This window comes from Acetobacterium sp. KB-1 (genome assembly GCF_003260995.1).
Taxonomy (GTDB): domain Bacteria; phylum Bacillota; class Clostridia; order Eubacteriales; family Eubacteriaceae; genus Acetobacterium; species Acetobacterium carbinolicum.
On the sequence record NZ_CP030040.1, the window covers coordinates 2,988,364 to 3,011,359 of the forward strand.

At 45.8% G+C, this 22,996-nt stretch carries 22 protein-coding genes; 16 read left to right on the forward strand and 6 right to left on the reverse strand.

Annotated elements, in window-relative coordinates:
- Positions 1-206: 206 nt before the first annotated feature.
- The 8 genes from speD (at position 207) to DOZ58_RS13875 (ending at position 7,916) form a co-directional block, all read left to right on the forward strand.
- Positions 207-1,001 carry an adenosylmethionine decarboxylase gene (gene speD, locus DOZ58_RS13840; RefSeq protein ID WP_111888825.1) on the forward strand — a complete coding sequence of 265 codons (795 nt, stop codon included), beginning with the start codon at positions 207-209 and terminating at the stop codon, positions 999-1,001.
- A 203-nt stretch (positions 1,002-1,204) separates the two neighbouring features.
- Positions 1,205-2,635 carry an aminotransferase class I/II-fold pyridoxal phosphate-dependent enzyme gene (locus DOZ58_RS13845; protein WP_111889782.1) on the forward strand — a complete coding sequence of 477 codons (1,431 nt, stop codon included), beginning with the start codon at positions 1,205-1,207 and terminating at the stop codon, positions 2,633-2,635.
- Entirely contained in the window at positions 2,636-3,487 is an 852-nt protein-coding gene (speE, locus tag DOZ58_RS13850) for a polyamine aminopropyltransferase (protein WP_111888826.1), read from the forward strand.
- The gene (gene speB, locus DOZ58_RS13855; RefSeq protein WP_204355412.1) at positions 3,477-4,325 is read left to right on the forward strand and encodes an agmatinase; all 849 of its coding nucleotides are present in this window, start codon (positions 3,477-3,479) and stop codon (positions 4,323-4,325) included. The genes speE and speB overlap by 11 nt, the downstream gene beginning before the upstream one ends.
- 139 nt (positions 4,326-4,464) lie before the next feature.
- Positions 4,465-5,664, forward strand: coding sequence for a saccharopine dehydrogenase family protein (locus tag DOZ58_RS13860; RefSeq protein WP_111888827.1), 1,200 nt, complete (start codon positions 4,465-4,467; stop codon positions 5,662-5,664).
- Between the two features lie 16 nt (positions 5,665-5,680).
- Positions 5,681-6,817 carry a carboxynorspermidine decarboxylase gene (nspC, locus tag DOZ58_RS13865; protein WP_111889784.1) on the forward strand — a complete coding sequence of 379 codons (1,137 nt, stop codon included), beginning with the start codon at positions 5,681-5,683 and terminating at the stop codon, positions 6,815-6,817.
- Between the two features lie 111 nt (positions 6,818-6,928).
- On the forward strand, positions 6,929-7,507 hold the full coding sequence (locus DOZ58_RS13870; RefSeq protein WP_242988513.1) for a class I SAM-dependent methyltransferase: 579 nt from the start codon (positions 6,929-6,931) through the stop codon (positions 7,505-7,507).
- A gap of 19 nt (positions 7,508-7,526) precedes the next feature.
- The gene (locus tag DOZ58_RS13875; RefSeq protein ID WP_111888829.1) at positions 7,527-7,916 is read left to right on the forward strand and encodes a PaaI family thioesterase; all 390 of its coding nucleotides are present in this window, start codon (positions 7,527-7,529) and stop codon (positions 7,914-7,916) included.
- A gap of 62 nt (positions 7,917-7,978) precedes the next feature.
- Here the strand turns inward: DOZ58_RS13875 and DOZ58_RS13880 are convergent, their stop codons facing one another.
- The 4 genes from DOZ58_RS13880 to DOZ58_RS13895 all read right to left on the reverse strand — a co-directional run bounded on the left by DOZ58_RS13880 (position 7,979) and on the right by DOZ58_RS13895 (position 11,419).
- Complete coding sequence (locus DOZ58_RS13880; RefSeq protein ID WP_111888830.1) at positions 7,979-8,482, reverse strand: DNA-binding protein; 504 nt, start codon at positions 8,480-8,482, stop codon at positions 7,979-7,981.
- Positions 8,467-9,993, reverse strand: a complete 1,527-nt coding sequence (locus DOZ58_RS13885; RefSeq protein ID WP_111888831.1) for a TrkH family potassium uptake protein — start codon at positions 9,991-9,993, stop codon at positions 8,467-8,469. Before DOZ58_RS13885 ends, DOZ58_RS13880 begins: the two co-directional genes overlap by 16 nt.
- 110 nt (positions 9,994-10,103) lie before the next feature.
- Complete coding sequence (locus tag DOZ58_RS13890; protein WP_111888832.1) at positions 10,104-10,769, reverse strand: TrkA family potassium uptake protein; 666 nt, start codon at positions 10,767-10,769, stop codon at positions 10,104-10,106.
- Positions 10,766-11,419, reverse strand: coding sequence for a TrkA family potassium uptake protein (locus tag DOZ58_RS13895; RefSeq protein ID WP_111888833.1), 654 nt, complete (start codon positions 11,417-11,419; stop codon positions 10,766-10,768). Before DOZ58_RS13895 ends, DOZ58_RS13890 begins: the two co-directional genes overlap by 4 nt.
- A gap of 207 nt (positions 11,420-11,626) precedes the next feature.
- Between DOZ58_RS13895 and DOZ58_RS13900 the strand changes: the two genes are divergently transcribed.
- A complete protein-coding gene (locus DOZ58_RS13900; protein ID WP_162624526.1) occupies positions 11,627-12,337 on the forward strand; it encodes a flavodoxin family protein in 711 nt (236 codons plus the stop codon).
- Between the two features lie 2 nt (positions 12,338-12,339).
- Here the strand turns inward: DOZ58_RS13900 and DOZ58_RS13905 are convergent, their stop codons facing one another.
- Entirely contained in the window at positions 12,340-13,737 is a 1,398-nt protein-coding gene (locus DOZ58_RS13905) for a DUF6179 domain-containing protein (protein WP_204355413.1), read from the reverse strand.
- Positions 13,694-14,191, reverse strand: coding sequence for a DUF6323 family protein (locus tag DOZ58_RS13910; protein WP_111888836.1), 498 nt, complete (start codon positions 14,189-14,191; stop codon positions 13,694-13,696). Before DOZ58_RS13910 ends, DOZ58_RS13905 begins: the two co-directional genes overlap by 44 nt.
- 365 nt (positions 14,192-14,556) lie before the next feature.
- Here DOZ58_RS13910 and DOZ58_RS13915 point away from each other — a divergent pair, with 365 nt between their 5' ends.
- From DOZ58_RS13915 to DOZ58_RS13940, 7 genes are all read left to right on the forward strand, one after another.
- Positions 14,557-14,955, forward strand: coding sequence for a tetratricopeptide repeat protein (locus tag DOZ58_RS13915; RefSeq protein ID WP_111888837.1), 399 nt, complete (start codon positions 14,557-14,559; stop codon positions 14,953-14,955).
- A gap of 5 nt (positions 14,956-14,960) precedes the next feature.
- Positions 14,961-15,050: a potassium-transporting ATPase subunit F gene (locus tag DOZ58_RS19290; protein WP_371414175.1), complete on the forward strand. Its 90-nt coding sequence runs from the start codon at positions 14,961-14,963 to the stop codon at positions 15,048-15,050.
- Positions 15,047-16,735: a potassium-transporting ATPase subunit KdpA gene (gene kdpA, locus DOZ58_RS13920; protein ID WP_111888838.1), complete on the forward strand. Its 1,689-nt coding sequence runs from the start codon at positions 15,047-15,049 to the stop codon at positions 16,733-16,735. The genes DOZ58_RS19290 and kdpA overlap by 4 nt, the downstream gene beginning before the upstream one ends.
- Positions 16,736-16,756: 21 nt before the next feature.
- On the forward strand, positions 16,757-18,814 hold the full coding sequence (kdpB, locus tag DOZ58_RS13925; RefSeq protein ID WP_111889785.1) for a potassium-transporting ATPase subunit KdpB: 2,058 nt from the start codon (positions 16,757-16,759) through the stop codon (positions 18,812-18,814).
- 10 nt (positions 18,815-18,824) lie between these two features.
- Positions 18,825-19,400: a potassium-transporting ATPase subunit KdpC gene (kdpC, locus tag DOZ58_RS13930; RefSeq protein WP_111888839.1), complete on the forward strand. Its 576-nt coding sequence runs from the start codon at positions 18,825-18,827 to the stop codon at positions 19,398-19,400.
- A gap of 95 nt (positions 19,401-19,495) precedes the next feature.
- Positions 19,496-22,201 (forward strand): sensor histidine kinase KdpD, encoded by a 2,706-nt coding sequence (locus DOZ58_RS13935; protein ID WP_111888840.1) that lies wholly within the window; start codon positions 19,496-19,498, stop codon positions 22,199-22,201.
- On the forward strand, positions 22,194-22,901 hold the full coding sequence (locus DOZ58_RS13940) for a response regulator (RefSeq protein ID WP_111888841.1): 708 nt from the start codon (positions 22,194-22,196) through the stop codon (positions 22,899-22,901). Before DOZ58_RS13935 ends, DOZ58_RS13940 begins: the two co-directional genes overlap by 8 nt.
- Positions 22,902-22,996 lie beyond the last annotated feature (95 nt).

The window sequence follows — 22,996 nt, forward strand, 5'->3', positions numbered from 1 at the left end:
GTAAAAGTAAGTTCTTGCTATATAGACTCTAATTTCTGCGTTTTGGATCATTAAATAGACGGTGCGGTCATGCGCTCGTTTAATACAAATCAGTAGAAATAAACTCAAGTGGATGAACAGCAGATGCTGATGGATCACTTGGGTTTTTTGTTTTATTAAATCATTACAGCACAATTACAATGCAAAAAATGGAAACGGGGTGGATTATGGATAATAAATTAAAGTTGAATGGTTTTAACAATTTGACAAAATCGTTGAGTTTTAACATTTACGATGTATGCTATGCCAAGAGCGAGCGCGAACAACGGGACTATATTGCCTATATTGATGAGCAGTATAACTCGGACCGCTTAACTAAAATTTTATATCGTGTTACTGAGATGATTGGGGCCCGGGTGCTCAACGTATCCAAGCAGGATTATGATCCTCAGGGGGCGAGCGTCACCTTTTTAATTGCCGAAGAAACCTTTTTAAGAGAATATCGGGAAGACTCTGTTAAACAGACCGATTTACAGGGCGATACGGTGGTGGCCCATCTGGATAAAAGCCATGTAACGGTCCATACTTATCCGGAATATCATCCGGACACTTCTATTGCTACCTTTCGGGTGGACATTGATGTGGCTACTTGTGGCGAAATTACGCCTCTGAGCACTCTGGATTTTCTGATTGGCAGTTTTGATTCGGACATTATTACCATGGATTATCGGGTCCGGGGATTTACCCGGGATGTCAGCGGAAAAAAACTCTTTATGGATCATAAGATCACCTCAATCCAGGATTATGTTGATGATAAAACACTAAAGGAATATGACGCCATTGATATTAACGTTTATCAATCCAATCTTTTTCATACTAAGATGATGTTAAAAGAAATCATCCTCCAAAATTATCTCTTCAATACGGATGCTTATGAGCTGCCGCCACGAACGCGGCTACAGATTACCGAAAACCTGCGTCGCGAAATGATCGAAATTTTCAGCGGTAGTAACGTGTATTAACAAATAAGCGACTAATTGTTGCCAGTTTTTATGCAGACGATGATCCGGATTGTAGGGGCGGGTATTACCCGCCCGGAAATTTGGCGGGTGGTTGATAACCGCCCCTTGAGTTATTTAAACAGCCGCTGCCTATTATTGCTGCTAAGCTGCTGTATTCAGATTAGGGAAGGAATAAAAACGTGCCAAAATTAAATCAGGAACGGATGCCGATATTGGCGGCACTTAATGAGTTTAAGAGAAATCGGCTGGTGCCCTTTGATGTGCCCGGCCATAAACGGGGCAAGGGAAATCCCGAATTAACGGAGTTTTTAGGGGAACGTTGTATGACGCTTGATGTCAATTCGATGAAGCCGCTGGATAATCTTTGCCATCCGGTTTCGGTGATCAAAGAGGCTGAGGAACTGGCGGCGGATGCCTTTGGGGCCAAGCAGGCGTTTTTTATGGTCAATGGCACAACATCTGCCGTTCAGACGATGGTGCTGTCGGCCTGTAAAAAAGGGGAAAAGATTATTCTGCCCCGAAATGTCCACCGCAGCGTCATTAATGCGATGATCCTGGGTGGAGCTATCCCGGTTTATGTAAATCCCGAAACCAACCATGAAATCGGTATTTCATTGGGGATGACCCTTGTAGCGGTAGAAGAAGCGATCCGGGAGAACCCCGATGCCAAAGCGATCTTAGTCAACAATCCCACCTACTATGGGGTTTGTTCAAACCTGAAAGCGATCACCGAACTGGCTCACGCCGCCGGTATGCTGGTGCTGGCGGATGAGGCCCACGGTACCCATTTCTATTTTGGCGAAAATATGCCCATCAGTGGGATGGCGGCGGGAGCGGATATGGCATCGGTCAGTATGCATAAATCCGGTGGGTCGCTGACTCAAAGCTCCTTTTTACTCGTGGGTGAGGGCATGAACGCTGGTTATGTGCGCCAGATTATCAATCTGACCCAGACCACCAGCGGTTCCTATCTGCTGCTTTCCAGCCTCGATATTTCGCGCAAAAATCTGGCGGTGAATGGCAAACAAATCTTTGCCAAGGTAACTGAAATGGCCCAATATGCCCGGGATGAAATTAATCAGATCGGTGATTACTACGCTTACTCGAGAGAGTTGATTAACGGCGATACTGTTTATGACTTTGATGCCACCAAGCTGTCGATTAATACCCTTCATGTCGGTCTGGCTGGAATTGAAGTGTATAGTATTCTTCGTGATGAATACGACATTCAGGTGGAATTTGGCGATGTCGGCAATATTCTGGCCTATATTTCAGTGGGAGACAGTCGGCGGAATCTGGAACGTCTGGTTTCAGCTCTGGCCGAAATTCGTCGGATCTATAAAAAAGATAAGGCTGGGATGCTGCAATATGAATACATTAACCCCGCGGTGGCTGTCGCCCCTCAGGAAGCCTTTTATGCCGATAAGGAAGCCTTACCGCTGGAAAAAAGCGGCGGTCGGATCTGTAGTGAATTTGTAATGGCTTATCCGCCGGGGATTCCGATTCTGGCACCCGGGGAAAGAATTACGACAGAAATTCTTGACGCCATTGAATACCTAAAAGATAAGGGCTGTTTTTTAACCGGTCCCGAAGATATGGAAATAAAAAATCTCAATGTGCTAAAGGAGGATTAAATGGAACTATGGTTTTCAGAAAAACATACCCCCAGCGTCAAATTTTCCATTCAGGTGGATCGTCAGCTTTACTGCGGACAAAGTGAATTTCAGCGGATTGATGTCTTTGACTCCAAAGAATTTGGCCGTTTTTTAACCCTGGACGGGTTTATGATGCTGACCGAAAAAGATGAATTTATCTATCATGAAATGATGGTGCACATTCCCATGGCGGTTCATCCCGCTCCGAAAAAGGTGTTGATTATCGGCGGCGGTGATGGTGGTGCCATCCGCGAGCTGGTGCGTTACCCTTCGGTTTTACACATTGATCTGGTCGAAATTGACGAGCTGGTGGTGGAAGTCTGCAAAACGCATCTGCCCCAAACCGCCTGCTGCTTTGCCGATGAGCGGTTAACGGTCCATTATCAGGATGGTCTGAAATTTATTCGCCGTTGTGAAAATGAATATGACCTGATCATTGTCGATTCGACCGATCCCTTTGGTCCTGGCGAAGGCCTGTTTACCAAAGAGTTTTATGGTAATTGCTATAAGGCACTAAAAGAAGACGGGATCATGGTCAATCAGCACGAAAGTGCATTTTATCTGGATGATGCCGTGGCGATGCAGCGGGCCCATAAGCGCATTGTCGAGTCCTTTCCGATCAGCCGGGTCTATCAGGCTCACATCCCCACCTATCCCTCAGGACACTGGCTGTTTGGCTTTGCCTCAAAAAAATACCATCCAATTGAGGACTTAAAGGCCGTGAAATGGAATGCCCTGGGTTTTAAAACCCGCTATTATAACACCCGGTTGCATGTGGGGGCCTTTGCTTTGCCAAACTATGTGGAGGAACTGTTAAAAGATGTTGAATAAAAATATTGAGACTTTTTTAGGTTGTGACAACGACTATGGAGAATCGGGCATTGTCGTTTTTGGCGCCCCCTTTGATTCCACCACATCCTTCCGTCCCGGTACCCGTTTTGCCAGCAAAACGATGCGGGGGGAATCCTACGGATTAGAAACCTACAGCCCCTATCAGGATAAGGATCTGGAAGATTTAGCTATTTTTGACGGCGGTGATCTGGAGCTCTGTTTTGGTGATACCCAAAAGGCGCTGGCAGTGATTGAAAGTTATACCACCCGGGTATTAAGAGATGAAAAGACCCCAGTGATGATTGGCGGTGAGCATCTGGTGACCCTGGGAGCAGTTCGGGCAGTGGCCCGGAAATATCGGGATCTCCATGTGATCCATTTTGATGCCCATGCTGATCTGCGCGATGATTATCTGGGGGTGACCCTGTCCCATGCGACGGTGCTGCACCGGGTCTGGGATTTAATTGGCGATAACCGGATCTATCAATTCGGGATTCGCTCAGGCGAACGCAGTGAGTTCCAGTGGGGCAAAGATCACGTCATCACCCAGAAATTTAATTTTAATGGTCTGGCTGAAGTGGTCAAAAAACTACAGGGCAAGCCAGTCTATTTCACCCTCGATCTGGATATATTAGATCCGTCCGTTTTTCCAGGCACCGGTACCCCGGAGCCTGGCGGTGTCGGTTTTTTAGAGCTGCTTGAAGCGATCCAAAAAATCGGAGAACTGAATATTGTCGGTTGTGATATTGACGAGTTATCGCCGGTCTATGACCAGAGCGGTGCTTCCACTGCGGTGGCCTGCAAGGTGTTGCGGGAACTCTTATTGGTAATTGGCTAATCGTTGTGGATGATCACCGATAGGCAAAAGGACAAACACTCTCTTCACCATTAAGATAGCGTGTAATGATAGAATAGTAGGGGCGAGCATTGCTCGCCCGAACTTTGATAGTACTTATAAATAACAGGAGGAACAAATTATGGGAAAAGCATTAATTATCGGTTGCGGCGGCGTAGCCAGTGTGGCCATTCATAAATGCTGTCAAAACAGCGAGGTGTTTTCAGAAATCTGTATTGCCAGCCGGACCAAAAGCAAGTGCGATGCACTAAAAGCAAAACTTGATGGCGGGGCGACAAAAATCACCACTGCCCAGGTCAATGCTGATCACGTTGATGAGCTGATTGCGCTGATTGAAGAGGTAAAGCCCGACGTAGTATTAAATTTGGCTCTGCCTTATCAGGATTTGACTATTATGGATGCCTGTCTGGCCACCAAAACCCATTACGTCGATACGGCCAATTACGAGCCCGAAGATACCGCCAAATTTGAATATAAATGGCAGTGGGAATACCGGGAACGCTTTGAAAAAGCCGGAATTACGGCACTGTTGGGGAGCGGCTTTGACCCGGGTGTGACCGGCGTTTTCTCGGCCTATGCGATGAAACATCAATTTGATGAGATTAATTACATCGATATTCTCGATGCCAACGCCGGTGATCATGGCTATCCCTTTGCGACCAACTTCAATCCGGAAATTAATATTCGGGAAGTCACTGCCAACGGCAGCTATTGGGAAGAGGGACAGTGGATTGAAACCGAGCCGATGGAAATCAAGCGGGTTTATAATTTTCCCGAAATTGGAGCTAAAGACATGTATCTGCTCCACCACGAGGAATTGGAATCACTGGGACAAAATATCAAGGGGATCAAACGGATTCGCTTCTTTATGACCTTTGGACAAAGCTATCTAACCCATCTCAAATGCCTGGAAAACGTCGGCATGACCGCCATAGAGCCGATTGAATTTGATGGCAAGATGATTGTACCGCTGCAGTTTTTAGCCGCTGTACTACCAGATCCTTCGACCCTGGGCCCCCGAACCAAAGGAAAAACAAATATCGGTTGCATCTTCCAGGGCAAAAAAGAGGGTAAGGATAAAACCTACTACCTTTACAATGTCTGTGATCACGAAGAATGCTACAAAGAGGTTGGTTCTCAGGCGATCTCTTATACGACCGGAGTACCAGCGATGATCGGTGCGATGTTGGTGATGACCGGCCAGTGGCAAAAACCCGGTGTTTACAATATTGAAGAGTTCGATCCCGATCCATTTATGGAAGCGTTAAACAAATGGGGATTGCCCTGGCAGGAAAGTTTTGCACCAGAGCTGGTTGATTAAGGATGGTCAAACACGGATGGAATTAAAGGACGCCTTCAAGGAGCTGCCCACCCCCTGCTATCTTGTCGATGAAAGCCTGCTGATTAAAAACTTAAAAATTCTCGACCAGGTTCAAAAAGCCACGGGTTGTAAGATTTTACTGGCTCAAAAAGCTTTTTCGATGTTTTCGCTTTACCCCCTGATCGGTCGCTACCTGGCCGGCACCACGGCCAGCGGACTCTTTGAAGCCCGCCTGGGTCATGAGGAAATGGGTGGTGAAACCCATGTCTTTGCCACCGCCTACCGGGAAGATGAGTTTGAGCAAATCACTAAACTCTGTGACCATATCGTTTTTAATTCCTTTAACCAGTGGCAAAAATACAAGGATGCTGCACTCGAAGCCGGCCGGGAATGCGGGATTCGGATCAATCCGGAATGCTCCACTCAGGATCACGCCATTTATGATCCCTGTTCACCGGGATCAAGGATGGGGGTAACCCGGGCCCAGTTTGTGCCGGAGCTGCTTGAAGGGATCAGTGGTCTGCATTTTCATACCTTGTGCGAACAGAATGCCGATGCCTTGGAACAAACCCTGAAAGCGGTTGAAGAACAGTTTGGCGAATTTCTCCCGCAGTTGAAATGGCTCAACTGCGGGGGTGGGCATCACATCACCCGGGATGACTATGATGTTGATAAACTGATTGCTACCATCAAGCGGATTCAGGAAACCTACGGGCTAAAGGTCTATCTGGAACCGGGCGAAGCAGTGGCTCTTAACACCGGGTTTCTGGTGACGACGGTGTTGGATTTAGTTGATAACGGGGTTCACAACGTTATCCTCGATACCTCCGCCGCCTGTCATATGCCGGACGTGCTGGAAATGCCCTACCGGCCAACTATTATTGGGGCCGCCTTGCCGGGTCAAAAACCCTTTACCTATCGACTGGGCGGACCGACCTGCCTGGCCGGGGATATTATCGGTGACTACGCCTTTGATGAGCCGCTTAAAATTGGGGATCGACTGGTATTCTGTGACATGGCCATTTATTCGATGGTTAAAAATAACACCTTTAACGGTATGAATCTCCCCGCGATTGCCATATTTACCCAGGAAAAAACCATCCAGATGGTGAAACAGTTTGGATATATGGATTTTAAAAACCGATTGTCTTGAAAGACAGTCGGTTTTTTTTAAGGAATTTAGCTATTATCCGGATGAGTCTTTATGGTATAATAGCTCAAATAAGAATTATTCTAGGATGATTAGATAGCGAACAGGAGAAACATGATGATACATAAATTTGACCAAAAAAATAAACAAAAGCTAGATAATGAGTGGCGTCGGGAAAACCTGCCACCGGTTGAAACATTGAAAAATTTAGGCCTTAAAGAAACCGATAGTTTTGCTGATATCGGCTGTGGAATTGGATATTTCACCATTCCGGCAGCAAAGATGATCGGCAACAACAATGCCTATGCACTGGATACCTCACCAGAAATGCTGGAGGAGCTTGAACTTCGCAGCAAAGCAGCGGGTATCAAAAATATTGAGATCGTAAAAACCCAGGATCTGGATCTGATGATTCCCGATGCGTCGGTCAGCTTTGGATTGATGGTCAATGTGATTCATGAAATAGTTGATAAAAACCAATTTCTGGAAGAAAGCAGCCGGATTTTAAGACCCGGAGGAAAGCTGGCCATTGTTGATTGGGAAAAAGCAGAAACAAAAACGGGTCCTCCTATTGATCATCGGATTGGCAGTGATGAGGTGAAAACCATGCTAGCAGAGATTGGCTTTGAATGTCAGGAGATGATCAATATTGCCGAAACCTTCTATGGCCTGGTTTTTGTGAAAAATAATTAGAATAAACATGGGAGATCTGATGGAGAAAGAAATGATTGAGATTATAAAAAACGATCAGTTTGCCAAACTTGTTGGATTGGAATTGGTAAAGGTTGAACTGGGATATGCCGAAGTAAGAATGGTGATCACAGAAAAGCATTTAAATGGGGTTGGCATCGTCCAGGGAGGCGCTCTCTTCACCCTGGCGGATTTTGCCTTTGCGGCGGCGGCAAACGCCGACGGTAAAGTGACCATCGGTATCAATGCCAATATCACCTATTCCAAACCAGCCAAGGGAAAAACGCTACTGGCCAAAGCCATGGAAACCTCTTCCAGCCGAAGCCTTTGCAACTATACTGTAGATATTTTTGATGAAGACAATGCGGTGTTGGTTGCGAAATTTAATGCGACCGGGTTTATTAAGAACTAAAGTGTTAGGATAAAGCTTTAAAAAATAGAGCTTAAAAAGCATCGTAATTAAAAAGTGATGGGTTAGCCATCACTTTTTTTTATGACCTGATAATAGATCAGGCCAAAAACCGAAGCCAGAAATACCAGCACAAGTCCGATGACGATTTTTGGAAATGGTACGGTTTCAGTGGTGGCATAACCGGCCGTCACTATCGCAATGGAAGCACTATGAATATCGACATCGCCGCCATGTTCAACACAGGCCCGGTTAAACACGCCGGTAACCTGGAGCTGGTCGCCGATATGCTTATAATCCCCGAAAAATCTAATGCGTTGGGCATCGTTAAGAGGCATCCAGATGCCCATGGCATTACTGCCGTCATTGATATTGACCCAGGCATAATCACCCCTTTCCATCGCTTCGCCAATGGCTTCACCGATGACGGTGACGGTTTTACCGTCCATTGCTTCAGCATTTTCCACCAGTTGATTTAGCTCGATCACATCGGCGGCCAAGACCCCACCACTGAGACAGAAAAGCAGACCAACCGTAAGAATCGTCGTTTTTATTAGTTTGTCCAACATTTTTTTATGCCTCCAATGATGAAGCCGATGAGGGCGAAAACAGAAAGAAATTCCAGTCGGCCCAGATACATGGCAATAATATCGTAAATTTTCATAACTGCCGGCATGTCGGCGGTGGTGACACCAATGGATAAGCCCACATTTCCGGTAATGGAGGCGGATTCAAAGGCGGCACTGGCCAACGGATAGCCGCAAAAAGTTCCGATTAAGGTTCCCAGGGCAAAGGTGATCAGATAACAAATGACAATCAAGGCAGAGGCCTTCACCAGGCTATCCGCCAGAATTTGGTCCTTAATGTGGTGGAAGCGAAAGACCTTGACATTGCGCTCGGAAGACAGTAAGCGCTTCACATCAGCAAGGATACTTTTAAAGAGGATGCCAATCCGTAATCCCTTAAAGCCGCCCGCGGTGGAACAGGCCGAGCCACCAATCAGCATTGCAATGATGAGAATCAGGATACCGAAGTCACCCCACTCCAGTGCGAATTGTCGGGCATAAACTGAACCAAACCCGGTGGTAGTATGGGCCGACAAGACATTGTAAACAACGCGCCGAAACATAACAACGGCATCGGCGTAAACACCAGTCCGGGACAGCCACAAGACAGCCATCGCACTGGTCAGAAACGTGGTGATAAAAAAGCTCTGAGTTTCGATGTTTTTTACCAATTCTTTTCTATTGCCAGAAAGAATCGCGTAGTGCAGGCCAAAATTCAGTGAACCCAGGATAAAAAAGATGAGGGTCAGGGTCTCATAAGAAAAGCTGTGGTAATACATCATGTTCTGGGTATAAGGGGCAAAACCGCCGGTACTCCAGGAGGATGCAAAAATAAACAGCCCGTTAAAAAAAGCCGACAGCGGAGCAAGACCGATAGACATTCCGATAAACCAAAATGCGGCAGTTCCAATAAACAGATAAACCATACTGATTTTCCAGATGATCTGGGCCGTTCCTTTAACATTGGGGACCAGGTCGATATCTTTGGCTTCTCCCACATAAAAGATATAGGCACCGCCGGTATCTTTTAGTAAAAAAGTCAGCGCCAGTACAATCATTCCCTGACCGCCAATAAAAGTGAGCATATGACGCCACAGGTTCAAACTGAGTGAGATGTGATCCAGATCCTGGGTTAATACCAGTCCGGTGGTGGTAAAACCGCTCATGACATCAAAGCAGGCATCCAGAATCGAATTGACATGACCGCTGAGTAGATAGGGAATAGCACATAAAAACATTAAAATAATCCAGGAAAGCGAGGCGACCACAAAACCGTGTTTCCACTGGACCATGGTTTTATTAAGACGCGTCTCCTTTCCGATTAAAATGAGGGAGATTCCCAGAATAACGGAGATTGCCATGGTGATGACAAAGTCCCAGAAAGGGTTCCATTCTTGTAGGGCCGCTGCTATTAAGATGGGGAGGACCATGAGCAGGGCGATCCCCAAAATAACATAACCGATATAGTAACTGATGATAAAGATGCTGTAAAAACGTCCGTTAAAAGTATTCATGGCAATTCTAAATCAGCACAAGGGTCAGAATAAAAAACAGCAGCACATAGATTGATACTGACAGTAGTTCCATTATCAGTCCCAGCAGTTTATTTCTTCGTGATTCCATGCTATTTTCCTCCCCGGGATAGATTGTTTTTTAATTGTATTAAAGCAGCCTTATTGGTAATCACAAGGACCTTGTCATTTTCCAGAAACTGCGTATCGCCTCTGGGGTAAATGACTTTTTCATCCCTGAGGATGGAAGTAATCACGCATTCGGCAGGCAAATCCATGTTACGGAGAAATTGATTGGCCCAGCTGTCATCGGCATGAACGATGATTTCCACAAGAATCATGGCACCACGTTCGAAGGTGTGGATGAGTTTGAAATAATCCTTATCAAATTCATATTCGATGAGATTGGCAATCACCTCAGTGCTGCAGACCGTCTTATCCACGCCCAGGGCTTTGAACATGGATGTATTTTTGGGGTTATTGATTCGGGCGATTGTTTTGTTGATATTAAAGCTGACCTTGGCAATTTCGCAAATCACCAGATTTTCTTCATCGGTTCCGGTGACAGCGGCAATGATCTCGGCCTCCTGAATGCCGGCGTCTTTTAATACTTCCGGATCGGTGCCGTCGCCGCAAATGATTTCGGTGTCAATGTCTTCGGCGATTTTTTGGCAAATGACACTCTTTCTTTCAATTAAGACGACCTGATAGCCTCTTTTTTTTAGGGTTTTAAGCAGATAATAGCCTACTTTTCCGCCGCCGATAATGATTGATTTCATAGTACTGTCTCCTTAGCCAGAGATGTAATGAGTTTAGCTCTGTCTTTTTTTAAAATCGTGCAGATAATTTTTGCGCCATAGGGAACCAGGGCATCTTTTGGGGGAAAAGTAAAACGATTTTCTACCATTAAGCCGGATAGAATACAGTTATATTTTTCTTCAATACTTTTTACCGTGCAAGGCTTATGTTTTTTAACGGTCAGTTCAATAATTTCAGTGTCCTTCCCGATAATAGCAAGGACTTCGACATTTTTTTCTGAAATCTTCCGCTTTAGGATCTCCACCCCTAACTGGGTGGGACAAATGGTCTCAATGTCCAGCATGTCATAAATATATTTGCGACTGGGGTCCCCGACTCGGGCGATGATACGGGGCACGTTATAGATTTTTTTGGCAATCAGAGACACGGTAATGTTGAGATTGTCATCAGAAGTTACCGCCAAAATATAATCAGCTTGTTTAATTCCGGCCTTCAGTAAACGGTCGTTGTCATATTCAACACCTTTGAACCGGGAACCGTTAAAACCACTACCAAGGACACTTAATTTTTCGCCGTCATGGTCGATGACGGAAATGTCATGCCCGCCAATTGATAATTCTTTGGCCAAGGTACTGCCCAGCCTGCCGCAGCCAACAATAATGATATACATAATTTTCTCCTAAGATGAAACTGAGATGAAGGATAAATGGAGTAGTTATACGATTCTTTATCCTACAAAAAAATTAACACAGATTCTATAAAGTTTGTATAAAGATATTGATGTCTTATATAAATTTAATATTAAAGGGTAGACGTTGAAAAAAAACGGTCATTCGTTATAATGAGGCAGAGGCGTTCGTTTGAGAGAGGAAAAAAAATGAAGATAACAGTAATCAATGGAACCATGCGCCATGGTAGCACCTGGCATTGTAAGGATTTGCTACTTGAAAAGATTTCGCAATTAGAAGAAACCCAGGTCAGGGAGTTTTATCTGCCCAAAGACATGTCGGATTTTTGTATTGGTTGTTTTTCCTGCTTCTTAAAAGGGGAAGACAGTTGCCCACATGCAGACCAGATCCGGCCCATTGTTGCGGCTTTGGAAGAGGCGGATCTGGTGATCTTAACCTCGTCGGTTTATGCACTGGATGTTACCGGTTCGTTAAAAGCCTTGCTGGATCACCTGTGTTTTATGTGGATCAGCCATCGCCCCAATCCGAAAATGTTTAATACAGTGGGGATCAGTTTTGCCACAACTGCCGGAGCAGGTCTTGCTCATACCACTAAAACGATGCAGAATAGTCTTAAATTCTGGGGGGTAAAAAAACGGTTTGTCAGCAAGCAGGCCGTCGCGGCGATGAAGTGGAACGATATATCCGAGAAAAAGCAGCATCAAATTGAAAGAGAGATGGTGCAATTGGCAAAAAAAGCCACCGCAGCGGTGGCTAATATTGAGCACAGCAGCGCCCCCTTATTTAGAAAAATTATGTTTAAGGTGATGAGGACGATGATGAAAAAGAAGGATTGGAACCCCACCGATCGCAATCATTGGGAAGCCAATGGCTGGTTAAGCGGGACCAAGCCCTTTTAAAATCAGACGACCTCGATGGTTGTTGTCATGCCAAGAATCTTGGCCAGCCGGTCCTGGGGCAGCGTGCGCAGATAAGCATCCAGATTTTTTTGCAGCCGGATTTCAGAAGGCGAATAATCAATGGCGTCAATGGTTGGGTGGAGGGGATGACGTTTGGTTAGTGCCGCCAGTTCAATGTCCTCCAGTAGATCAAAGACCATAGCCGCTTCAATGGGATCAAGTTCCCCGGCGATAAGCAGATCTTCCATATCAGCCAGGGTTTTAATATGCTCTTTAATAATAGCCAGCTTGTCGTCAAAGAAGCGGCAGGATAAAAACTCCGTAACCAGTTCCCGATAGGTCGCATCATCCATTTTAATGCCCATATTGTAGTGAACAAGGGGTTTAATGGTGGGATTATAGCGGGGCACAAAGGTCTTGTTAAGTGAGTGAGTGGCGAGTCCCTTGTAAACAGAAGTGGTGATTTTGGGAATACTGGCGCTCAGGTATTTTTTAAGCGATGGATTGGTGATAAAAAGAGCCGTCATCACTTCCTGGGCAGCGGCTTTTAATTGCGCTTGTATTTGTGTCAGGCTCAGATTTTTTAGTTTATTCTCCAGAATGTTAAGATCAGTTGGTCTAAAATCCAATGGCAGTAGGGGAGCGTTTAGTAATTGACGACCTAAAGCATTTAAAAAAACCTGTTCACAGATATTATCAAGGAGATTTTGGTAGCCAATATCATAACCACTCATGACTTCGTGGATGATATTGGCATCAAAGTACGAACAAAACAAGTTTTCATAATACAGGCTCTCTAAATACTTGATGACAAACTCAACCCCGGCCAGATCCGTAACCGGATGGATCAGTTGATAGTCGATGTTGCTGGGGATTTCATGGGCATGAAAATTAATTTCATAGGTTTCGAAAAAGGGCGAAAAACCCTGGTCGATGGTGATCGTGTAGGCATGGTTCGGGGTTTTAAGCTTGGATTTGCAAACCCGATTATAAAAATAACGGGCCACGTTTACTTTTCGTTTTAGTACCAGTAAGCCATATTCGTAGAGCTTTTCAATGGGTTCATTTTCAATATCGACGAGAGCGGCGTCCACATCGGGTAATGATTTAAGGTAGATGCCGATGGTAAACAGATTAGAAGCCATGATTCCCTGGGCGATTTCAACCCGGACCGAGCTGCTTTCTCCCTTGGTGAAGCGCTCGGTACAGTCGGCCAGAAGTTTAAGACATTCCATTTGAACGCGCTCAGATTCTTTAGGGCTGAGGACACCCTTTAAATAGGCCTCCTGAAGCAGCGACTGAAAATAAAATTCGCCACTCAGCTTATCGGCATTAACTTTGGTCTGTTTTTTTAGATTATTCATCATCATCCTCGCTTTCCAATATTTTTTCAGTTTCATAAAGATCGTTGTAATCGGGGTCGAGTCCCAGGCGGATATTTTTAGCCATTCGTTCCAGTTCCCGAAATTTAAGCTGATCCAGCGATCCCTGACAAACCCCGTTAAAATACTTTTTCATATAACCGATAAGATCATCATCGTTCATTAAATCCAGGGTTTCATTCTTAAAATAATAAAATATCTCAACGAGGTCATTTAAAAACTCGGCATAGCGGTACTGGGAGAGATAGGGGGAATCGGCAAAGGTCAGAATAACTTTTTCGATGATTCCGCCGCCAAATTCAACCCGGCCAAAATTTTTAAGAGAATCGGATCGGGTTTCGACCAGTTCCAGCGCCTGTTCTTCGGATAACACCAGCGCATAGTCGGCAGTAATCTTATTGCATAACAGTATTTCCGAAACAGCCTGTTTTTCGATCAGAAAATTATCAAACAGCATCAGCTCAAACGACATATGGTTACCTCCCGGGCATAAAACAAAAGATTACCTATTGACAAAACTGCCAAGATATGGTATCATTTATTTGTAAAATGATAAAATGGATTATTTGCGTGTATGTTACTAATAATATCACGAAAAACTGAATAAATCAATGATCTTTAATACAAAACAGGTGTTGTTTAAGAAACAGCACCTGTTTTTTTGTCGTTCATCGCCTAAAAATAATCTCAGATGGCTGTTTCTTGCTGCCCTGATGGAACGGCGCCAATGTTCTTAATGTAATCTTTATCTTCTGATAGTAATTCGATATGCCAAATTAATTGCAAAATAAATATAATTAAATCACAAAGAATGTAAAAACTCAGGAGGAAAAGAAAATGGATAAAAAGATGGATCAAAAAAAAGCCTTTGAAGAATATATGGCTTCTGCAAAAAGGGATTTAAAAACTGGAGATTATTTTTTGGCCGAAGAAAAAATAAAAAAAGCGATGAATGAAAATCCCCACTCCCCAGCGGTACATAACCTATACGGAATTCTGGAAGAATTGTTGAAGGAAGAAAATTTAGCGCATAAGCATTATCGGGCCGCCATTGCTCTGGACCCCGCCTATAAACCGGCGATGCGGAATTTAGAAAGAATTTCTACCTTTGAAGAGCGGACCAGAAAAGGACATATTGATTTTGGAGATGAGCCAGAACAGCCCGAGGAAGACCTGTATATCATCGAATACGACCGAAACCATGTGGGTCATTTGCATAAAAAAAATAGGAAGTGAAAGAGATGAACGTCGTTTTAGTCCTTTCAGGGCTCATCGCACTGCTACTGCTTTTTTATTTGGTTTTTGTTTTATTTAAGGGTGAAGAATTATGAGTGAAATGTTAATAACCAACAGCCTGTATCTGGTTGTGCTGGTGGCGCTTTCAATTCCTTTGGGTAACTATATAGCAAAGGTAATGACCGGGCAGCAGGTATTCTTGTCCCGGTTGATTTTACCGGCTGAACAAATGGTGTACCGTTTAATGGGCATCCGGGAAGAAGATGAGATGAGTCCCAGGCACTATGCCGTGGCGGTGATGGTGTTTAGCGGTTTGGGATTGGGTTCTTTGTTTGCGCTGCAAATGCTCCAAGGCAATCTGCCCTTTAATCCGCAAAATTTCGCTGCACCATCCTGGCATCTGGCCTTTAATACCGCGGCAAGTTTTGTGTCAAATACGAACTGGCAGGCTTATTCCGGAGAATCAAGTCTCTCCTATCTGACTCAGGCGTTGGGTTTGGGGGTATGGAATTTTTTATCGGCAGCAACTGGAATTGCGGTATTATTTGCCCTGATCAGAGGGTTTAGCCGCACTAAAAAAAGGACTATTGGAAATTTTTGGACAGACCTGATCAGAGTCAATTTCTATGTCCTGATTCCCTTATCGCTCGTGCTGGCACTGGTGTTGGTCTCGCAGGGGGTCGTACAGACAATCAGTCCTTATCACGAAATTGTAGCACTGGAAACCGGTATGACCCAAACCGTCCCCCTGGGACCGGCAGCCAGTCAAATTGCCATTAAACAGTTGGGCACCAACGGCGGCGGCTTTTTTGGGACGAACTCAGCTTTCCCCCTGGAAAATCCCACCGCTCTTACCAATTTTTTAGAGCTTTTATCGATTCTGCTGATTCCGGCATCACTTTGTGTGGCCTTTGGAAAAGCTGTGGGGGACATTAAACAGGGGCGCACCATCTATCTGGTTATGTTAATCCTGTTTATCTGCTCGTTGGCTGCGGTCACCATCAGTGAAACCGTTGGGGCTCCGATTCTTCAGGGGGTGATAAGCACAGGCAATCTGGAGGGTAAAGAAATCATTCATGGTATTGGGACATCGGCTTTATGGGGAACCGCAACCACGGCAGCGTCTAATGGATCGGTCAATGCCATGCACGACAGTTTTACACCGCTTTCTGGTTTGGTCCTGATGTTTTTAATGCAGCTCGGCGAGGTTGTTTTCGGCGGTGTTGGCAGTGGTCTATATGGTATGATTGGCTTTGTGATTCTCACCGTTTTTATTGCCGGACTGATGGTTGGACGGACACCCGAATACCTGGGTAAAAAGGTCGAACCCTTTGATATGAAAATGGTTTGTCTGATTGTGTTAGTTCCGCCGGTTTTTACCCTACTGGGAACCGCACTGGCAGTTTTAATGCCCCAGGCCAGCGACTGGCTGACAAATTCGGGCCCCCATGGGTTTTCAGAGATACTCTATGCCTTTACCTCGATGGGCAATAATAATGGCAGTGCCTTTGGTGGGTTTGCGGCCGACACCGTGTTTACCAATGTGGTTGGCGGATTGATCATGCTGATTGTACGATTGGTGCCATTGGTGGCAGTGGTCTTTCTGGCCGGAAATTTATCGAACAAGAAGTTGGTGGCTAAAACCGAGGGAACCCTTTCAACCAGCAACACCCTGTTTGTCGGTTTGTTGATTGCCATTGTCCTGTTAATCGGGGCACTGAGTTTTTTGCCGGCATTGGCCTTAGGGCCGATTGCAGATTATTTTACAGCCGTCATATGAGGCTGATTGGAGTTTATTGATATGGAAGATAATGCGTTAAAGAAAGATATTCTAATGGATGCAATTAGGCAATCGGTTACTAAATTGTCACCGCGGATACAATTAAAAAATCCGGTGATGTTTGTGGTTTTCATCGGGGCGATTATGACTACCGTTCTTTACTTTCTGAGCTTTGCCAAGATTAACGACGAAGGGGCTGGCTATACCCTGGCCATTGCCTTGATTCTCTGGTTTACGGTTTTATTTGCAAATTTTGCCGAAGCCATTGCCGAAGGTCGCGGCCGGGCTCAGGCGGATAGTTTGCGCAGTGCCCGAAAAGATGTTACCGCGCGAAAACTGAAATCGCCATCTGATTTGGAAGTGTATACGGAAATTTCATCAAGTAGTTTGAAAAAGGACGATGTCGTTTATGTGAAATCCGGTGAGCAGATTCCCATGGATGGGGATGTGATTGAAGGCGCGGCCTCAGTGGATGAAAGTGCCATTACCGGCGAATCGGCGCCGGTGATCCGGGAGTCGGGCGGGGATCGCAGCGCGGTTACCGGGGGTACCACCTTACTATCGGACTGGCTGGTGATTCAAGTGACAGCAGAAGCCGGCGAGAGCTTTTTGGATAAAATGATTGCCATGGTTGAGGGCGCATCGCGAAAAAAAACCCCCAATGAAATTGCCTTGCAGATCCTGCTGGTGGCCTTGACCATTATCTTTCTGGTGGTAAGTGCGACCTTGTTGCCCTTTTCCTATTTTGCCAGCGAACAGGCTGGCGTCGGGGCCGGAATTTCGATTACCAATGTCATTGCGCTGCTGGTTTGCCTGGCACCAACAACCATTGGGGCTCTGCTGTCATCCATCGGGATTGCCGGGATGAGTCGGTTGAATCAGGCTAATGTGCTGGCCATGAGTGGCCGGGCCATTGAGGCGGCCGGGGATGTGGATGTGTTATTGCTGGATAAAACCGGAACCATTACCCTGGGTAATCGTCAGGCCAGTGTCTTTATTCCACTAACCGGCATCACCGAAAAAGAACTGGCCGACGCCGCCCAATTGTCTTCGCTGGCTGATGAGACAGCGGAAGGGCGAAGCATTGTAGTGCTGGCCAAGAAGCGGTTTGATCTGCGGGGGCGGGACATCAACGCCCTGGGCGCCAGCTTTGTGGCATTTACGGCCAAAACCAGAATGAGCGGCATCGATTTTCAGGGATATGAGATTCGCAAAGGGGCGGCTGAAGCCGTAAAAGCCTATGTTTTGGCTAACGGCGGTAGTTATCCGGAGGAATGCAGGTTGGTTGTCAACAAAGTGGCAAACGATGGGGGAACCCCGCTGGTGGTGGCCCAAAAAAATCAGGTATTGGGTGTGATCTACCTTAAGGATGTTGTCAAGAATGGGGTTAAAGAACGCTTTGAAGATTTGCGTAAAATGGGGATCAAAACCATCATGATTACCGGTGACAATCCCATGACGGCGGCGGCGATTGCGGCCGAGGCGGGGGTGGACGATTTTCTGGCCGAAGCAACTCCGGAAGCTAAGTTGACACTGATCCGGGATTATCAGGCGAAGGGCCATCTGGTCGCGATGACCGGGGACGGAACCAATGATGCCCCGGCACTGGCTCAGGCCGATGTGGCGGTGGCCATGAATACCGGAACTCAGGCCGCTAAAGAAGCCGGAAATATGGTGGACCTGGATTCCAGCCCCACCAAACTGATTGATATAGTACGAATCGGAAAACAGCTTTTGATGACCAGAGGCGCACTGACAACCTTCAGTGTCGCCAATGACGTGGCCAAATATTTTGCCATCATTCCGGTTTTGTTTTTCAGCATCTATCCGCAATTGGTGGGACTCAATATAATGGGACTGACCAGTGCCAAAAGTGCCATCCTGTCGGCGATAATCTATAATGCCCTGATTATTATTGCTTTGATTCCGCTGGCTTTAAAGGGGGTCAAGTATCGGGAAGTGTCGGCGGGAAAACTGTTGCAAAGAAATCTGCTGATTTATGGTTTAGGCGGTTTACTGGCTCCGTTTGTGGCCATAAAATTACTGGACATGCTGTTAACTGTCCTGGGTTTGGTGTGAGGTGAAGACGATGGAAAAAAGCAGCAAAGAATCCATAGTGTCAAAATTACGGCCAGTATTGGTCAGCTTTTTGGTGCTGACTCTGATTTGTGGGGTGATTTATCCGGTTATTGTAACAAGTATTGCACAAATTGCATTTCCAAATCAGGCAAATGGTAGTATCATTACAGTAACACAAGAAAACAAAACATCAATCGATGTGGGTTCAGCCCTGATCGGTCAGGTCTTTACAGAACCCCAATATCTGATTGGCAGGCCCCAGGGAACATCTCAGTTATCGCCAGTTAGTGAAGAGCAAAAGGCGCTGATCGAGGAGCGGGTGGTCTGGTGGCAGGCCCTTGATCCCCAAAATACCGGAGCGATTCCCAGTGATCTGGTGACCGCATCGGGAAGCGGGGTCGATCCCAATATCTCGCCGGAAGCGGCAGAATATCAGGTAAAACGAATTGCCCAGGCACGGAATATGTCAGAAAAAGCGGTCCGTGAAGTAATCACCCGCTATACAACGGGAAAACTGCTGGGCCTCTGGGGAGAGCCAGGCGTCAACGTATTAAAGGTGAATTTGGCCCTGGATGGACGCATTTAGTAATGATATAGATAATTGAGAACGTGCCGTGAGCTTTATGATCAGTTTCGCAATTGTCTAAATAAAATAACGAGATGAAGGTGGGGGATTAAGCGGTGGATTTTAGTGATACCCGTCCGAATCCGGATGATATTTTAGAAGATCTGTTTATCAAAGAACAAAATAAAAAGGGGCGGCTGGAAATTTTTTTTGGGTATGCGGCCGGAGTCGGAAAAACCTATGCGATGCTTGATGATGCCCAGGAGCAGATGCGATGTGGGGTTGATGTACTGGTGGGGTATGTGGAAGAACATACTCGACCGGAAACCATCCAGATTATGAGTGGATTGCCGACCCTGGCACCTAAAATAGTCGAATACCGAAAGATTAAGCTGAAGGAATTTGATTTGGATGCCGCCCTCAAGCGCAGGCCAGAATTAATTCTGGTGGATGAGTTGGCGCATACTAATGCTCCGGGAATGCGCAACAAAAAAAGATATCAGGATGTTGAAGAACTTCTTAATGCGGGGATCGATGTTTTTACCACGGTCAATGTACAGCATTTGGAGAGCCTGAACGATGTGGTCCAGAAGATCACCCAGATTGATGTGAAAGAAACCATCCCGGATGATATCTTCAATCAGGCTGATAAGATTCGCCTGATTGATATTGAACCCGATGAATTACTAAGGCGTTTTGAAAGCGGCAAAGTTTACCGGCCGGAACGCACCCAAAAAGCCCTGGAAAACTTTTTTACCCGGGAAAATCTCCGCTTGCTGCGGGAAATCGCGATGCGGCAAGCTGCCAATCGGATCAGTGCTGATAATCAAAATGAGCCTCGACTGTCAAAAAAAATGGCTAATATCAAGCTAATGGTCTGTATCAGTGCATCACCTTCATCCGCTCGTTGCATTCGCTGGACAAATCGAACCGCGGAAGCTTTTCGAGCGCCCTGGACAGCGGTCTATGTTGAAGATTTGGATAGTGATGCCATGACCAATGCGGAAAAAGATTCGGCTCGGGATAATCTGGTCTTGGCGGAGCGGCTAGGGGCTGAGATCGTTACCCTCAATGGTAACGATGTGGCCACCGTAATTGCCGAATATGCGAAGTTATCGGGGATTACCAATATCGTGATCGGTAAAAGTCGGAACAAAAAATCACTGATCAGTTATTTTAAAGCGAGTCTTGAAGAAAAACTGATTGCGCTGTTGCCCAGCATTGAAATTCACATTATCCCCGGTAGTTCCGGGAAGAATAGGAGGGTACCGTATCAGCATCGGCGACTGCGAATCCGCAGGAATCTGTTTTTGTCCTGGCAGGATGGACTTAAAACTCTGCTGATTATTGTGGCGGCAACCTTTATTTCATTAATACTTCAGGCGCTCAAGATCAGTGATCAGAATATTATTATGGTTTATATTTTATCGGTGCTGATTATTTCCAGAGTAACCGTCGGCTATCTTTACGGGATTCTGGGCTCCTGCCTGACGGTGCTGGTTTTTAATTTCTTTTTTACCATTCCTTATTATACTTTGCATGCCATCCAGGCGGGGTATCCCATTACCTTTGTGATTATGTTGTTGGTCGCACTGATTACCAGTGCCCTGACGGTCCGGATAAAAACCCAGGTCCGCCTGGCGGTAGAACGGGAACACCGCACGGAGGTACTCTATGAGATCAATAAAAAGTTACTAGCATCGCGAGATTTAGAAGAAACCATCGAGCTGATCAATACCTACATGGTTAAGATATTTGGTCGGTCAGCGATCTTTTACCGTCAGGACCCGGAAGATCATCACTCTGAGAACTTTCTCCAGTCACCATTGGATGGCGATGCTTCTTTTCTGATGTCAGAAAGTGAACGGGCGGTAGCACATTGGGTCTTTATGAATAAAAAATGTGCCGGAGCCGGAACGGATACCCTGATGGGGGCAAGGGCCTTCTATATGCCCATTGTCGCTCAAACAAAGGTATTGGGGGTTATCGGTTTGTCTTGTGTTAATGGCATTCTTAACCAAAACAATCGGTTGTTTTTAAGAATGATTGCTTCACAAGTTGAGATGGCTCTGGAACGGCATTACCTTTCTGGTGAACAGCGACGGATGCTGATTGAATCTGAAAAGGAAAAAATGCGAAGCAATCTGCTCCGGGGGATCTCTCATGATCTGCGAACACCACTCACCGGAATTTTAGGGGCGAGTTCGGCGATTCTGGAAAACAGCAGTACCATGGATCAGGAAACCCATGATACACTAATCGCCAACATCCGGGAGGATTCCCAGTGGCTGATTCGGATGGTAGAAAATCTGCTGTCGGTTACAAGAATTAACGCGGGACCAATGAATGTGACCAAAACCCCAGAGGCGGTCGAAGAAATTGTAGCCGAGGCGATCAGTCGGATTCGCAAACGCTTTATCAATCGAAAAATTATTGTGAGAGTGCCGGAACAGTTGTTGATTGTCCCCATGGATGGCACTTTGATTGAGCAGGTGATGATCAACCTGCTTGAAAATGCGATAAAGTTTTCACCGGAGGACTCGGTCATTGCGGTTGAGGTGAAAAAAGTCGCGAACGAAGCGGTGTTTGAAGTAAGAGACCAGGGTAAAGGCATTAGTAACCAGGAATTGCCCTATCTTTTTGAGACCGCTGTACCCGATGGTAAGCGGAGTGCGGATTCGTCCCGCGGCATGGGGATTGGGCTGTCCATTTGTAACTCCATTGTCAAGGCGCATCATGGCAAAATGGAAGCTGAAAATGAAGTGCAGGGTGGTGCAGTTTTTCGATTCACCTTACCATTGCAGGAGGAAAAAAATGGATAATAAATCAGTCATACTGATTGTCGAGGATGAGGCGGGGATTGCTAACTTTATTGCGGCCGTATTAAAAGCAAATGATTATAAAATGATCAAGGCAATCACCGGGAAAGAGGCGATTTCAATGACCGCATCCTATTCGCCGGATCTGATTCTGCTTGATTTGGGTCTGCCGGATATGGATGGCATGGATGTGTTAAAAACCATCCGGGTCTGGTCGAATATACCAATTGTTGTGGTGTCCGCTCGCGGACATGAGCGAGAAAAGGTGGAAGCCCTGGATCTGGGAGCAGATGATTATATCACCAAGCCCTTTGGTACGGCCGAGTTACTGGCAAGAATCCGAACAGGAATACGGCACAGCCCTAAAAACAGGGGCGAAAACGCGCTGGAAGCGACCAGTCTGGTGATTGGTGAGCTGACCATTGATTATGATAAACGGATGGTTTCGGTGGGCGGGAAGGCGGTTCATTTTACCCCTAATGAATACAAAATTATGATGCTGCTATCAAAAAATGTCGGGAAAGTTCTGACCCATGATTATATTATCCGGGAGGTTTGGGGACCCTATACCAACGAGATTCAGGCTCTGCGGGTGAATATGGCCAACATTCGCAGAAAAATTGAAGAAAATCCGGCCGAACCCCGATATATTGTCACCCAGGTTGGCGTCGGTTATCGGATGGTAGAAGAGCTGGAAGGCTAAGAAAAATTGATAAATAAAAGCTGCCAATTGAATTGCTTAAAAAGTTTTCAATTGGTTTTTTTATTTTCCAGGAATAAATAAACAGATCAGCATTC

Coding starts and splice junctions, on each gene's coding strand:
- kdpC (WP_111888839.1), top strand. CDS start 18,825: ATGGAAAAAAGCAGCAAAGAATCCATAGTGTCAAAATTACGGCCAGTA.
- DOZ58_RS13860 (WP_111888827.1), top strand. CDS start 4,465: ATGGGAAAAGCATTAATTATCGGTTGCGGCGGCGTAGCCAGTGTGGCC.
- speE (WP_111888826.1), top strand. CDS start 2,636: ATGGAACTATGGTTTTCAGAAAAACATACCCCCAGCGTCAAATTTTCC.
- DOZ58_RS13875 (WP_111888829.1), top strand. CDS start 7,527: ATGGAGAAAGAAATGATTGAGATTATAAAAAACGATCAGTTTGCCAAA.
- nspC (WP_111889784.1), top strand. CDS start 5,681: ATGGAATTAAAGGACGCCTTCAAGGAGCTGCCCACCCCCTGCTATCTT.
- speD (WP_111888825.1), top strand. CDS start 207: ATGGATAATAAATTAAAGTTGAATGGTTTTAACAATTTGACAAAATCG.
- DOZ58_RS13870 (WP_242988513.1), top strand. CDS start 6,929: ATGATGATACATAAATTTGACCAAAAAAATAAACAAAAGCTAGATAAT.
- DOZ58_RS13940 (WP_111888841.1), top strand. CDS start 22,194: ATGGATAATAAATCAGTCATACTGATTGTCGAGGATGAGGCGGGGATT.
- DOZ58_RS13845 (WP_111889782.1), top strand. CDS start 1,205: ATGCCGATATTGGCGGCACTTAATGAGTTTAAGAGAAATCGGCTGGTG.
- DOZ58_RS13900 (WP_162624526.1), top strand. CDS start 11,627: ATGAAGATAACAGTAATCAATGGAACCATGCGCCATGGTAGCACCTGG.
- DOZ58_RS13910 (WP_111888836.1), bottom strand. CDS start 14,191: ATGTCGTTTGAGCTGATGCTGTTTGATAATTTTCTGATCGAAAAACAG.
- speB (WP_204355412.1), top strand. CDS start 3,477: ATGTTGAATAAAAATATTGAGACTTTTTTAGGTTGTGACAACGACTAT.
- DOZ58_RS13895 (WP_111888833.1), bottom strand. CDS start 11,419: ATGTATATCATTATTGTTGGCTGCGGCAGGCTGGGCAGTACCTTGGCC.
- DOZ58_RS13880 (WP_111888830.1), bottom strand. CDS start 8,482: ATGTTGGACAAACTAATAAAAACGACGATTCTTACGGTTGGTCTGCTT.
- DOZ58_RS13885 (WP_111888831.1), bottom strand. CDS start 9,993: ATGAATACTTTTAACGGACGTTTTTACAGCATCTTTATCATCAGTTAC.
- DOZ58_RS19290 (WP_371414175.1), top strand. CDS start 14,961: ATGAACGTCGTTTTAGTCCTTTCAGGGCTCATCGCACTGCTACTGCTT.
- kdpB (WP_111889785.1), top strand. CDS start 16,757: ATGGAAGATAATGCGTTAAAGAAAGATATTCTAATGGATGCAATTAGG.
- DOZ58_RS13915 (WP_111888837.1), top strand. CDS start 14,557: ATGGATAAAAAGATGGATCAAAAAAAAGCCTTTGAAGAATATATGGCT.
- DOZ58_RS13905 (WP_204355413.1), bottom strand. CDS start 13,737: ATGAAACTGAAAAAATATTGGAAAGCGAGGATGATGATGAATAATCTA.
- kdpA (WP_111888838.1), top strand. CDS start 15,047: ATGAGTGAAATGTTAATAACCAACAGCCTGTATCTGGTTGTGCTGGTG.
- DOZ58_RS13890 (WP_111888832.1), bottom strand. CDS start 10,769: ATGAAATCAATCATTATCGGCGGCGGAAAAGTAGGCTATTATCTGCTT.